Annotated in this window: 14 protein-coding genes; 7 read left to right on the top strand and 7 right to left on the bottom strand. The window is 72.5% G+C overall.

The window, feature by feature from the left end; all coding sequences use genetic code 11:
- The first annotated feature begins 71 nt into the window (after positions 1–71).
- Together ACFPZN_RS27785 and ACFPZN_RS27780 are read left to right on the top strand one after the other, a co-directional pair.
- The gene (locus tag ACFPZN_RS27785; RefSeq protein WP_378285161.1) at positions 72–1,151 is read left to right on the top strand and encodes an NAD(P)H-dependent amine dehydrogenase family protein; all 1,080 of its coding nucleotides are present in this window, start codon (positions 72–74) and stop codon (positions 1,149–1,151) included.
- Entirely contained in the window at positions 1,148–1,627 is a 480-nt protein-coding gene (locus ACFPZN_RS27780; RefSeq protein ID WP_378285160.1) for a carboxymuconolactone decarboxylase family protein, read from the top strand. Before ACFPZN_RS27785 ends, ACFPZN_RS27780 begins: the two co-directional genes overlap by 4 nt.
- Here the strand turns inward: ACFPZN_RS27780 and ACFPZN_RS27775 are convergent.
- From ACFPZN_RS27775 to ACFPZN_RS27760, 4 genes are all read right to left on the bottom strand, one after another.
- Positions 1,624–2,256 (bottom strand): nucleoside/nucleotide kinase family protein, encoded by a 633-nt coding sequence (locus ACFPZN_RS27775; RefSeq protein ID WP_378285159.1) that lies wholly within the window; start codon positions 2,254–2,256, stop codon positions 1,624–1,626. The genes ACFPZN_RS27780 and ACFPZN_RS27775 overlap by 4 nt on opposite strands.
- 173 nt (positions 2,257–2,429) lie before the next feature.
- Positions 2,430–2,810, bottom strand: a complete 381-nt coding sequence (locus ACFPZN_RS27770; protein ID WP_378285158.1) for a hypothetical protein — start codon at positions 2,808–2,810, stop codon at positions 2,430–2,432.
- A 97-nt stretch (positions 2,811–2,907) separates the two neighbouring features.
- Positions 2,908–3,132, bottom strand: a complete 225-nt coding sequence (locus ACFPZN_RS27765) for a hypothetical protein (RefSeq protein WP_378285157.1) — start codon at positions 3,130–3,132, stop codon at positions 2,908–2,910.
- 210 nt (positions 3,133–3,342) lie between these two features.
- Positions 3,343–4,218 carry an NmrA family NAD(P)-binding protein gene (locus ACFPZN_RS27760; RefSeq protein ID WP_378285156.1) on the bottom strand — a complete coding sequence of 292 codons (876 nt, stop codon included), beginning with the start codon at positions 4,216–4,218 and terminating at the stop codon, positions 3,343–3,345.
- 74 nt (positions 4,219–4,292) lie between these two features.
- Here ACFPZN_RS27760 and ACFPZN_RS27755 point away from each other — a divergent pair, with 74 nt between their 5' ends.
- Positions 4,293–4,871, top strand: a complete 579-nt coding sequence (locus ACFPZN_RS27755; RefSeq protein ID WP_378285155.1) for a TetR/AcrR family transcriptional regulator — start codon at positions 4,293–4,295, stop codon at positions 4,869–4,871.
- Here the strand turns inward: ACFPZN_RS27755 and ACFPZN_RS27750 are convergent.
- A complete protein-coding gene (locus tag ACFPZN_RS27750) occupies positions 4,861–5,796 on the bottom strand; it encodes a hypothetical protein (RefSeq protein WP_378285154.1) in 936 nt (311 codons plus the stop codon). The two genes, ACFPZN_RS27755 and ACFPZN_RS27750, sit on opposite strands and share 11 nt — an antisense overlap.
- A gap of 44 nt (positions 5,797–5,840) precedes the next feature.
- Here ACFPZN_RS27750 and ACFPZN_RS27745 point away from each other — a divergent pair, with 44 nt between their 5' ends.
- On the top strand, positions 5,841–6,677 hold the full coding sequence (locus ACFPZN_RS27745; RefSeq protein ID WP_378285153.1) for a 2,3,4,5-tetrahydropyridine-2,6-dicarboxylate N-succinyltransferase: 837 nt from the start codon (positions 5,841–5,843) through the stop codon (positions 6,675–6,677).
- Between the two features lie 50 nt (positions 6,678–6,727).
- On the opposite strand, the gene ACFPZN_RS27740 is transcribed toward ACFPZN_RS27745, so the two are convergent.
- Positions 6,728–7,105: a cupin domain-containing protein gene (locus tag ACFPZN_RS27740; protein WP_378285152.1), complete on the bottom strand. Its 378-nt coding sequence runs from the start codon at positions 7,103–7,105 to the stop codon at positions 6,728–6,730.
- 144 nt (positions 7,106–7,249) lie between these two features.
- On the opposite strand from ACFPZN_RS27740, the gene dapE reads away from it, so the two are divergent.
- From dapE to ACFPZN_RS27725, 3 genes are all read left to right on the top strand, one after another.
- The gene (dapE, locus tag ACFPZN_RS27735) at positions 7,250–8,305 is read left to right on the top strand and encodes a succinyl-diaminopimelate desuccinylase (protein ID WP_378285151.1); all 1,056 of its coding nucleotides are present in this window, start codon (positions 7,250–7,252) and stop codon (positions 8,303–8,305) included.
- 78 nt (positions 8,306–8,383) lie between these two features.
- Complete coding sequence (locus tag ACFPZN_RS27730) at positions 8,384–9,451, top strand: hypothetical protein (RefSeq protein ID WP_378285150.1); 1,068 nt, start codon at positions 8,384–8,386, stop codon at positions 9,449–9,451.
- The gene (locus ACFPZN_RS27725) at positions 9,426–10,268 is read left to right on the top strand and encodes a GSU2403 family nucleotidyltransferase fold protein (RefSeq protein WP_378285149.1); all 843 of its coding nucleotides are present in this window, start codon (positions 9,426–9,428) and stop codon (positions 10,266–10,268) included. Before ACFPZN_RS27730 ends, ACFPZN_RS27725 begins: the two co-directional genes overlap by 26 nt.
- Here the strand turns inward: ACFPZN_RS27725 and ACFPZN_RS27720 are convergent.
- The gene (locus ACFPZN_RS27720; protein WP_378285148.1) at positions 10,265–12,406 is read right to left on the bottom strand and encodes a bifunctional polysaccharide deacetylase/glycosyltransferase family 2 protein; all 2,142 of its coding nucleotides are present in this window, start codon (positions 12,404–12,406) and stop codon (positions 10,265–10,267) included. The two genes, ACFPZN_RS27725 and ACFPZN_RS27720, sit on opposite strands and share 4 nt — an antisense overlap.
- Position 12,407 lies beyond the last annotated feature (1 nt).

The following is a 12,407-nucleotide window of genomic DNA, read 5'->3' as shown; positions in this document are numbered from 1 at the left end:
ACACAAAGCAACCAAATGCTTGCTAGGGAAAACCCTAGGCAGGACCCCGCCCCCTTGTTAGATTCCAGCGCATGATCCCCACGATCGTCTGGGGGACCGGCAACGTCGGTCGCCTGGCCATCCGCGCCGTGCACGCCCACCCGGCGCTGGAGCTCACCGCCGTGATCGTCCACGACCCCGGCAAGGCGGGCCGGGACGCCGGAGACCTCGGCGGCCTCGGGCACGACCTGGGGATCGCCGCGACCACCGACCTCGACGCGGTCCTCGCCGCCCGGCCCCGCGCCGTGGTGTACGCGGCGTCCGGCGACATCCGTCCCGACGAGGCCCTCGCCGACATCGTCCGGGCGGTCCGCGGCGGCGCCGTGGTCGTCACCCCCGCCCTCTACGCCTTCTACGACCAGCGCAACGCCCCGCCCGACCAGCGCGAGGCCGTCCTGGACGCGGTCAAGGAGGGCGGCGGCTCGCTGTTCGTCTCCGGCGTCGACCCCGGCTGGGGCAACGACGTGCTGCCGCTGCTGCTCAGCGGGCTCGGCACCGACGTGGACGCGATCCGCTGCCAGGAGATCTTCGACTACTCCACCTACGACCAGCCCGACTCGGTCCGCTACCTCGTCGGCATGGGCCAGCCGATGGACTACGAGCCCCCGATGCTGGCGCCGACCGTCCCGACCATGGTGTGGGGCGGGCAGGTGCGGCTGATGGCCCGCGCCCTCGGCGTCGAGCTGGACGAGGTCCGCGAGACCCTGGAGCGCCGCCCGCTGGAGACCACGGTGTCCACCCGCACGATGGGGGAGTTCGAGAAGGGCACCCAGGGCGCGGTGCGGTTCGAGGTCCAGGGCGTCGTGGACGGCGAACCGCTCATCGTCATCGAGCACGTCACCCGCATCCACCCGTCCTGCGCGCCCGACTGGCCCGTCCCGCCCGGCGGCGACGGCGCCCACCGCGTGATCGTCGAGGGCCGCCCGCGCATCGAGGTCACGGTGGAGGCCCGCGACGAGAACGGCAACATGGCCGCGGGCGGCAACGCCACCGCGGTCGGCCGCCTGGTCGGCGCCGTCGACTGGCTCGCGGACGCCGCGCCCGGCCTCTACGACGCCCTCGACGTCCCGCTGCGCCCCGCGACCGGCAGACTGGGAAGGAGACGGCCGTGAACATCGACATCCCCGAGGGCAAGGACGCGATCGGCTACGTGTGGGGGGAGATGGTGCCCGGCATCGGCCCCGCCGCCTCGACCTTCGCGATGTCGGTCTACGCCCACACCACCCTCGGCCTCCGCGAGTTCGAGGCCGCCCGCCTCCGCGTCGCCCAGATCAACGGGTGCGCCTTCTGCCTGGACTGGCGCACCGAACGCGACGGCGAGAAAGTCGAGGAGGAGTTCGCCGACGCGGTGACGAACTGGCGCACCACCGACGCCTTCGACGACCGCACCCGCCTCGCCGCCGAGTACGCCGAGCGGTACACCCTGGACCACCACGGCCTCGACGAGGACTTCTGGACCCGGATGACCGCCCGCTACAGCCAACTGGAGATCGTGGAGCTGAGCATGTGCCTCGGCTCCTGGCTGGCCTTCGGACGCCTCAACCACGTCCTGGGCCTCGACACCATGTGCCTCCTGCCCGGGCACTAGCCGAGGTCCTCGATCAGGGCGGGGTGGCGGGGGTCGTCCATCTTGACCACGACGTCCGCCGTGTGGCGCGGGTCGGCCTCGTGCTCGTAGCGTTCGTGGGCGGGGAGCGTCCAGGCGTCTTCTTGCGGGGTGCGGCGGGCCAGGGCCGCGGCCGACATGCTCAGGTGGACGGTCAGCTCGAACGGCAGCCACCGGCCCAGCAGCAGCGCCCCGTCCAGGAGGAGGACGGCTCCGGGAGGGACGTCGACGTACCGGGCGCGCGTGGCCCGGTCCCGGACGGGGTCCCACAGGCTCGGCAGCACCTTGCCCGTCCCGCCTGGATCGAGCGGCGCCAGGACCTCGCGGAGCAGCCCGCCGGAATCGAGCCAGTCGTCGTAGAAGGCGTTCGGGTCGTGCCGCCCGAACTCGTACCGCAGCGACGCCGGACGCAGGAAATCGCGCGCCGAGACCCGCAGCACGTCCCGCCCCCGGGCACGCAGAGGCGCCACCAGCGCGTCCGCCATTTCCCCGGGCGCGGCGGCATCGGGCCCGTCGACGGCGACCCGCAGCCACTCGCCCGGTGAGGCCGAGGCCAGTCGCTCGCTCAGCTCCTCGACCAGCAGCTCAGGCGATATCGGACGTACGCGCACCCCTCCATTGTCAGGCCATGGCCAGGGCGTGCAGGGCACGGGCCGCGGCCCGCGGCGGCATCACGTCCGTGCGGATCACCAGCGTGCAACCGGTCGAACGGCCGGGGGCGATCTCCTCGTCCGAGGGGCCGGAGCCGTGGGTCAGGCCCGCGGCCTTGATGCGACCGCGTCGTTCACGTCGTCTTCTTCCGTCCCTTCGCCGTCCTGGTCGCCGGAGCCGTCCGGTGCTCTTCATTGCCGTCGGAACCGTAATGGTCCAGGGCTTTCATGACTTCGGGAGCCAGCGCCTCCGCCAGCGCGGGCGCGAGGGCATCGGCCAGGGCGGACGCAAGGGCCTGGGTGAGCAGGATCCTTTCGAGCACCGAGGCCCTCGGCGGCGCGTTCGATGACGATGCGATCGCCGTTTCGATCAGGGCCGCCATAGGGTCCCCGCCGCCGCGTGCGCGCGACTTCGTGGACTGGCCGGCCTCATTGAGTATGTCGCGGATGAGATCGTCGATCAAAGACTCGGCCATGTCGTGGCCGGCCGGCTCGCCAGATTCCTCCGACACCATGAGGTGCTCCTCTTCGGTTGATGTGACCCGTCTCCCCAGTCGCCGCGATTCGTCGCGGCGACTGGGGAGTTCCTTCGCCGTCGGCCCGGGGCCTTTCTTATCGTCCCGCGAGCGCCGCGAGGAGGAGCGGGTGCTCGATGCCCGACTCGCCGCGCCCCTCGCGGCGGCGCATGAGCGCGGCGAGCAGGAGCGGGTGCTCGATGATGGACTCGGAGCGCTGCTCACGGCGGGCCGCGAGCGCGGCGAACATGAGCGCCTCGAAGGCGCGCTCTTCGCTTTCAGGTGCCTCGGTCGGCGCGGCTTGTTCCGCAGTCGTCGTCATAAGATGCCCTTACAGTATCGGTGGCCGTTGGACTGCTGACAACGGCTGCTCTACCCATGGGCGTTAGGTCCTATCTGCGACGGTTAATTGCTCGGCATCAATTGACCGGTACTTTCCCCGGCCTGGTCCGATCCATTGTTCTGGCATGATGGCCGCAAATATTGATCCAGGACTCGGGAATATCGAGGTGGCCGCCTCCGGCTAGCGCCGTCAGGGGACGGGGGCGGCGGTGCGCAGGGCGTCCAGGTTGGCGGTGAGGAAATCGTCGAACGTGCGCGCCGGGCGGCCGGTGAGATCCTGGACGGCCGTCGTCGTGGCGGCCTGGGCTCCGGCGGCCACGTCCCGGACGAGAACGGCGAGGTCGTCGGCGAACCGGGCCGGCGCCCCCTGGGCTTTCACCGCGGCGGCCAGATCGTCGGCGGGCAGTTCCAGCCGGGCCGGCGGCCGTCCCAGCGCGGTCGAGATCTTTTCGGCGACCTGCGCGTCGGTGAGCGCCTCGGGGCCGGTGAGGACGAAGGTCTCGTTCCTCTCCCGCGGCGTCGTCAGCAGGACCGCGGCGCAGGCGGCGATGTCGTGGCAGTCGATGTGGGCCACCGGGGCCTCACCGAAGGAGCTGATCAGGCGTCCGTCCGGGCTGAACGCCCCGGCCGCCAGGTAGTTCTGCATGAAACCGGACGGCTGGAGCAGCGACCAGGCCAGGCCGGAGGCTTCGAGGTGCCGCTCGATCTCCCAGTGCGCGCCCTGGGCGAGCCGTCCGCCCTGCTGGGCGTCGAGCACCGAGACCTTCACCACCCGCGTGACGCCGGCCTTGCGCGCCGCGTCGATCGCGGCCTTCTGCTGGCGGACCATCGGCTGCTCGCCGTCCACGGGAAGGGCCCCGGGGCCGTTGAGGAACAGCCGGTCCACGCCGTCGAGCGCCGCCGCGACCGAGTCGGGGTCCGAGAAGTCCCCGACGGCGAAGTCGCAGCCCAGGGCGCGGCCCTTGGCCTCGTCGCGGACGAGCGCCCGCAGTGCCGCGCCCTGCCCGCGCAGCCTGCGCACCAGATGCCCGCCGATGGAGCCGGTGGCCCCCGTCACCAAGATCATGTCTCTCCAAGCGATAACCTGAGGATGCCTCGGGAAAGTTAACCCGAGGCTGCCTCGAATTAGCAAGGGGGACCATGGCCGCGCCTCGCCGACGGCCGCGCGCCGATGCGCGGCGCAACTACGAACGCCTGCTGGCCGAAGCCGACGCGGCCTTCCGCGAGCAGGGCACGGACGCGTCCCTGGAGGGCATCGCGCGCCGGGCAGGGGTCGCGATCGGCACGCTGTACGGCCACTTCCCTAATCGCCGCGCCCTCGTCGGCGCGCTCCTGCGCGAACGCAACGAGGCCCTGTTCGAGCACGGACGGCACCTGCTCGCCGGCGCCGACCCGGTCCGGGCCCTCACCGACTGGGTGCACGCGGTGGTCGAGCACGCCGCCGCCTACCAGGGGCTGGCCGCCCTGCTCGCCGGTGGCCTGGACGACCAGGAATCGGAACTGCACGCCTCCTGCGTCACCATGAACGAGATCAGCGACGAGCTGATCGCCGCCGTCCGGTCGGCCGGCGCCCTCCGCCAGGACGTGACCGGCGCCGACGTCTTCACGCTCATGAACGCCGCCGCCTGGACGCGCGAGCGCATGCCCGCCGAGCACGCCGACCGGCTCCTGCGGCTGGCCATGGACGGCATGCTGGAACCGGGCGCGGTCAGCGGATGATGACGCGGTTGGCGGGGGCCTGGCCGTCGGGGGTCCAGCCGTCGTGGCCGGAGTCGGCGAGCCACCGCTTCTTGGCGTGGCGGATCTCGGTGAGCCCGTACGCCTGGGCGTGGGTGACCGCCCACGTGGCCACCGCCCAGCCGGTGCGCTGGTTGGTGACCTTCACCGCGTCGTAGTGGCGGGGCGGGGCGGCGTTGGGGGACGGGGCGACCGCGCCGTTTTCGGCCTTGCGGAGCGAGGATTGCGGTGCGTCCAGTTGGAGGCGGCCGCCGAAGGCGCGGCGCATCTCGCGGATCGCCTCGGCGCGGCGCGGCGCGGTCTTCTTGGACGGGGTGAACCAGCACCGGACCGAGGACGCCTCGCGGCCCGTGAAGGCGCGGGCGAGCAGCCTGCCGTCCGGCTCGTGCTGGGCGTAGGCGTCGCCGTCCGCGCTGCGCTGCACCAGCTGCGCCGCGTCGTGCAGGTCGCGGTCGAGGTAGTCCTTCACCTTGACCAGCGCGTCGAAGAACTTGCTGGTCGACTGGACGGGGTCGCGCAGCTTCTCGGGGGTGCCCCAGCCCTGCGAGGGGCGCTGCTGGAACATGCCGACCGAGTCGCGGTCGCCGTCGGGCAGGTTCCGGATGTGCGACTCCTGGATCGCGGTCGCGTACGCGATCACCGCGGCCCGCTCGGGCAGCTGCTTGCGGTACGCCACCGCCGCGATGGTCGCGGAGTTGGCGGCCTGCTCCAGGTCCAGCGGCATCTTGCCCAGCGTCGTCTGCGCCTCGCAGTTGGACCCGTGCAGGTAGGGGCGCGCGCTGTGGAACAGGGCGTACCCGCCCGCGGCCAGCGCCACCACGATCACCAGCGCCACGCCGGTCCAGCGCCACCGCCGGTTCCCCAGGCCCTTGGGGGCCCGCGCCCTCAATCTCGCCCATGCAGCCACGCGACGACCGTACCGGGAGATGGCGCCTACTAAGCTCAGGGGCCATGACCGAAACGTTCACCAGCCCGATCTCCGGCACCATCGACGAGCTGTGGGAGCGGCGCGCCGACCTGACGCCGGACGACGCCGACGCCCGCGCGGCCATCGTCGCGGCCGTCGACCAGATCGACTCCGGCGAGGCCCGGGTCGCCCTCGTCGACCCCGCGACCGACCAGGTCGTCGTGGACGAGCGCGCCAAGCGGGCGATCCTCCTCAGCTTCAAGGTGCTCGGCATGGTGCGTTCCCAGGTCGGCGACTTCCGGTACCACGACCGCATCCCGCTCAAGAGCCGGCTGGACGGCGTCCGCGTCGTCCCGGGCGCGATCGCCCGCTGGGGGGCCTACCTGGCCCCGGGCGTGGTGCTGATGCCCTCCTTCACCAACATCGGCGCCTACGTCGACTCGGGCACGATGGTCGACACCTGGGCGACCGTGGGGTCCTGCGCGCAGATCGGCAAGAACGTCCACCTGTCCGGCGGCGTCGGCATCGGCGGGGTGCTGGAGCCGCCGAACGCGGTCCCGGTGGTGGTCGAGGACGAGGCCATGATCGGCAGTCGCTCCATGATCGTCGAGGGCGCCCGGGTGGGCCGCGGCGCGGTGGTCGGCTCGGGCACCAACCTGTCGGCGTCGATGCCGGTGATCGACGTGGAGACCGGCGAGGAGATCAGCCGCGGCCGCATCCCCGACTGGTGCGTGGCCGTCGGCGGCACCCGCACCAAGGAGTTCAAGGGCGGCACGTTCGGCCTCCCGGCGGTGCTGATCCTCAAGCGCCTGGAGGAGGGCCGGCGGCACAACAAGGCCGAGCTGAACGACATCCTCCGCGACCACGGCATCAACACGTGACCGTCGAGTGAGAAGGGGCCCGCGGCGTTCGCCGCGCGCCCCTTTTTCACTCAGGTGCGCTTGGCGTAGTCGCCGAACTCACCGAAGTCGAGCAGCACGCATGCCTCGTCCCCCACGACCTCGGCGTCGTGGCCCGGTGGAATGGCGGCCACGTCGCCCGGTCCGATCTCCTCCTGCGTCCCGTCGGACATCAGTATCCTGATCCGCCCGGACAGGCAGTAGGACAGGTGCGAGAACTCGCACAGCTCCGTGCCGGCGATGGGCTTGACGTTGTTCGACCAGCGCCAGCCGGGCTCGAACGTCCCGCATCCGACCTGCTGGCCCGCCAGCGTGATCACCTCGGCGCGGCCCTTGCCCTCGAACATGCGGGTCTCGTCCGGCCGCTGGAAGTTCTTGACCTCGACCCGTCTGGTCTCGAGTTTCGGCATCGTTCCCCCCGTGTCCGCAGAGTCTCCCGACGCCCTCGCCACCACCTCCGACCCTACGCACGACCAGGTCATGAGACGACAATCTCCGGCGGCCCCGCCCACCGGAGCCCTGCCGTCCCGGTGGGGTGCGTACGCTGGGGCAGCATGCGGCTTGATCTGGGTGTGGACGTGGTGGAGCTGACGGCGGCGATCGTCGACGTCGAGTCGGTGAGCGGGGACGAGAAGGCCCTCGCCGACGCCGTGGAGGAGGCGCTCGCGCCCCTCCCGCACCTGACCGTGGTCCGGGACGGCGACACCCTCATCGCCCGCACCGACCTGGGCCGGGACCAGCGGGTCGTCATCGCCGGGCATCTCGACACCGTCCCGCTGAACGGCAACCTCCCCTCGCGCGTGGACGGCGACCGGCTCTACGGGTGCGGCACCACCGACATGAAGAGCGGCGTCGCGGTGGCCCTCAAGCTGGCCGCCGCCCTGCCCGAGCCCAGCCGCGACGTCACCTACGTGTTCTACGAGTGCGAGGAGGTCGAGGCCGACCGCAACGGCCTCAAGCGGCTCGTGGAGACCCGCCCCGAACTGCTGGCGGGCGACTTCGCCGTGCTGATGGAGCCGACCGGCGGGCTGATCGAGGGCGGCTGCCAGGGCACGCTGCGGGCCGAGATCACCGCGCGGGGCGAGCGCGCCCACAGCGCCCGCGCCTGGATGGGCTCCAACGCCGTCCACACCGCGGGCCGGATCCTGGACGTGCTGCGCGCCTACGAGCCCGCCCGCCCCGTCGTGGACGGCCTGGAGTACCACGAGGGCCTCAACGCCGTGTTCATCCGCGGGGGCGTGGCCGGGAACGTGATCCCGGACGAGTGCGTCGTCACCGTCAACCACCGGTTCGCACCCGACAAGTCGCTGGAGGAGGCCCAGGCGTTCGTCCGGGACGCCTTCGCCGGCTTCGAGGTGAGGTTCGTGGACGGCGCGGACGCCGCCCGCCCCGGCCTCGACCACCCGGCCGCCGCCGCGTTCGTGGAGGCCAGCGGCGCCGAGGTCCGGGCCAAGCTGGGCTGGACGGACGTGTCCCGCTTCTCCGCCCTGGGCGTGCCCGCCGTCAACTACGGCCCCGGCGAACCCACCCTCGCCCACACCAAGGACGAGTACGTCGAGATCCCCCTGATCCGCGACTGCGAACACCGCATGCGCGCCTGGCTCTCCTGACCCTGTTCGGGAAATGCAGGGTTTCCGTCGGCGGTGGAGATAGGCTATTTCCCGAACGTCGACACGGGGAGGTCGGGCGTGCCGGAGCCGCGAACACAGGCGGAGGTGCTGCGGGCGGGCGTGGCCGTCCTGACCGGACGGCTGCCTCCCGGGTGGACGCTGCGGCTGCTCGACGAGCCGTTCCCTGGTTGTGACGGGCTTCTCCAGGTGGCGGCGCCGGACGGGACGTCGGGCCTGCTGGTGGTGGAGGCCAAGCGCGTGGTCGAGGGGCGCGACGTGGCCGTCATCAGGGATTCCCTGTCGGCGCTGATGCCGCGGTGGCCGGAGGCCGCGGGGGTGGTCGTCGCCCGTTACCTTTCGCCGCCGGTTCGCGAGCGCCTGGCCGGTGCGGGGCTGGGGTACGTCGACGCGACGGGGAACGTGCGAGTGAGCCTTTCCCGGCCTGGACTCCATGTCGCGGATCGCGGCGCCGACCGCGACCCGTGGCGTGGTCCCGGTAGGCCGCGGGGCATGTTGAAGGGGGCGCCGGCGGCGAGGATCGTCCGCGCACTCCTGGATTTCCCCACTTCGTGGACGGTTCGGTCGCTCGTTGAGATGGCCGGTGTCTCGACGGGTTCGGCATATCGCGTTGTCGAGTTCCTGGAAGGTGAGGAACTGGTGAATCGCGACAGATCCGGATCGATAACGGTGCCCGACTGGGAGCCGCTGTTGCGGCGCTGGAGCAAGGACTACGGATTCGTTCGCAACAGCCGGGTCACGCGATGGATCGTGCCGCGCGGGCTGCCGGATCTGCTGCGCGGAGCGGTGGACGTTTCCGCGCGGTACGCCGTGACGGGAACGCTCGCCGCCGCCGAATGGGCCCCTTACGCCCCGGCACGCTCCGCGATGATCTATACGGACAGCGCGGAACGGGCGGCGGAGCAATGGGGGCTCCGGCCCGCGGAGGCGGGAGCGAACGTGATCCTGGCCGAACCCGAGATCGACGTGGTCTTCGCCCGTACTCTGGTCACCGCCGCGGGGGTCACCATTGCGGCGCCCTCCCAGGTCTCGGTCGATCTGATGACCGGACCCGGCCGTGCTCCTTCGGAGGCCGAGGAACTCATCGAATGGATGAAGCGCAATGAATCCTCCTGGCGTCGACAGTGACGATCTTCTCGTCCGGTCGCGATCGGCGCTCCTCGACGCCCTGGAGGCCCTGGAGGCCCATCGGGACGCGGTGATCGTGATCGGCGCCCAGGCCGTCTACCTGCGAACGGCCCGTTCCCCCGTCGCGCTGGCCGAGGCGACCAAGGACAGCGACCTCGCGCTCGACCCCAGGGAACTCGACGACGACCCCCGTGTCGAGGAGGCCATGAGCCGTGCGGGCTTCCGGCCCTCGGACGACGGCCAGCCCGGCGCGTGGCGCAATCCCGAAGGGATCCCCGTCGACCTCATGGTGCCGGAGGCTCTGGCGGGGGCGGGCGGCAGAACCGCCAGGGCCGCTCGCATACCTCCGCATGACCGCCGGGTCGCCCGGCGTGCCCGCGGGCTCGAGGCCGCGGTCGTGGACAACTCCCTGATGAGCGTCCCCGCCCTCGATCCGGCCGACCCGCGCGACTACCGGGTCAAGGTCGCGGGCCCCGCCGCCCTGCTGGTCGCGAAGCTTCACAAGATCGGCGAACGCGCCGGGAACCCGACCAGGCTGAACGACAAGGACGCCCACGACGTCTACCGGATCCTCATCGGCGTCCAGACCGCCGAGCTGGCGTCCGCGTTCGAGGTCTTGCGGGCCGACCCGACCAGTGGCGCCGCCACCGGGAAGGCGGTCGAGCACCTCTCCGTGCTCTTCGCCGCCGGGCCCGGCGCGCTCGGCTCGGAGATGGCGGGCCGAGCCGAGGAGGGCATCGGCGAACCCGAGACCGTGGCACTGGCCTCCTCCGTCCTGGCCGACGACCTCCTCCAGGCGCTGCGCCCCGGCCCCTAGGGCGCGGGTTGGTGGGCGGGGAGGTCGGGGGTGGGGTCGAAGGTGCCGGCGCGGCGGATGGTCTGCCAGCGCAGGCGTGCCCCCAGCACCGCCGTGACCAGTGACTGGACCACCACCAGGTACATCAGCTGCCGGTAGACCACCTGCTGGAGCGGCAGCACCCACAGGGTGCGGGCGCGTTCGCCGTCCAGCCGCAGGGCGTACCAGCCGGCCAGGGCCTGGAGCGCGGTGAAGGACAGCCACGTGAGCGCGAGCGTGCCGGGGTCGAGGAACAGCAGCCCGTACAGGGTGAACACGTCCACGGCGGGCGCGAACACCGGCAGCGCCACCTGGAAGAGCGCCAGGTAGGACAGGCAGCGGCGGCCGAACCGGCCGGACGCGCCGCGCTCGACCAGGGCGCGCCGGTGCTTCCACATCGCCTGCAGCGTGCCGTAGCACCACCGGTAGCGCTGCCGCCACAGCTGCCGGAGGGTGGCCGGGGCCTCCGTCCAGGCCAGCGCGGTCTCCTCGTACACGACCCGCCAGCCGGCGCGGCAGATCGCCATGGTGAGGTCGGTGTCCTCGGCGAGGGTGTCGGAGGGCACGCCGCCCGCGGCGGCGAGCGCCTCGCGGCGGAAGGCGCCGATCGCGCCCGGGACGGTGGGCATGCACTGCAGCACGTCGAACAGCCGCCGGTCCAGGTTGAACCCGATGACGTACTCGATGTGCTGCCAGCGGCCGATGATCCCGCCCCGGTTGGCGACCTTGGTGTTGCCGCTGACCGCGCCGACCCGCCGGTCGGCCATCGGCGCCACCAGGTTGCCGATCGTGTCGCGCTGGAAGACCGTGTCGCCGTCCACCAGCACCACGATCTCCGCGCGCGCCCGCGCGACGCCGGCGTTGAGCGCGCTCGGCTTGCCGCCGTTGGGCTTGCGGATCAGCGCGACGCCGGGGATCCCGGTGAACGACGCGGCGATCTCGGCGGTGCGGTCGGTGGAGCCGTCGTCGACGACGATCACCTCCAGCGGCCCCGGGTAGCCGGTGTCCAGCAGCGAGCCGATGGTCGCCGCGATCCCGGCCTCCTCGTTGTAGGCCGGGACGATCACCGACACCGGCGGCAGGAACGGGGGCGCCCCGCGCCGGGCCCGGCGGTGCCGCGCCCGGCGCGTCCCCGCGATGTGCGTCCGCGCGAACGCCAGCAGCAGCACCAGCCGCAGCACCGTCAGGACGGCCGCGACCCCGAACAGCGCGGTCAGGCCGCCGACCACCCAGCCGGAGCCGAGCTGCCCCAGCACCAGCGCTTTGCCGACCACCCTGGAGGTGAACGAGGCGGGCGGGTTGCCGTCCCGGAGCCCGATCGACTCCGACACCGTGGTGAACCGGTAGCCGCGTGCGGACAGCCGCTCGAGGATCTCCTCGACCGCCCGCACGGTCTCGCCGCGGTCGCCGCCGGAGTCGTGCAGCATCACGATCGCCCCGGCCCGGCCCGTCCCGGCGGTGGCGCGCCGCACGATCGCGTCGGCGCCCGGACGCGCCCAGTCCTCGGTGTCCCGGTCGGTGAGCACCGTCAGGTAGCCGCGCCCGGCCGCGTCCCGCGCCGCCCGCCACTGCGCCCCGGTGAGCGCGGCCGGCGTCCCCGAGAACGGCTGCCGGAGCAGGCGGGTGCCGCGGCCGGTGGCGCCCGCCAGCGCGCGCTGGCTCAGGTCGAGCTCCAGCCGGGTCCGCCAGGACGGCGCGTTGCCGAGGTCGACGTGGGTGTAGGTGTGCGACCCGATCTCGTGGCCCTCGCGCACCATCCGCCGCGCCAGGCCCGGATGCCGGGCGACCTTCGAGCCGACGGAGAAGAACGTGGCGCGCGCGTTGTGGCGGCGCAGCACCTCCAGCAGGCGCGGCGTCCACTCCGGGTCGGGGCCGTCGTCGAAGGTGAGCGCGATCGTCCCGGCGGAGGGGCGTGCGCTGCGCAGCGTGCCGCCTGTGAGGTTGAGCACCGGCCCGGCCCGGGTCGCGGCGTCCGGCGCCCTGCCGCCCGCGGGTCCGGGACGCTCGGTGCCCTCGCCGATCTCGCCGGTGGCGAACCCGTTGACCAGGAGCGCCGCGAACAGCGCGACACCGGTCAGCAGGAGCAGGATCCAATGGCCCTTGGGGGGTCTGGTCCGCACC

Source organism: Actinomadura rugatobispora (assembly GCF_042656285.1).
Taxonomy (GTDB): Bacteria; Actinomycetota; Actinomycetes; order Streptosporangiales; family Streptosporangiaceae; genus Spirillospora; species Spirillospora rugatobispora.
Note: the sequence above shows the minus strand (reverse complement) of the source record. Positions and strands in the feature narration are given on the sequence as shown.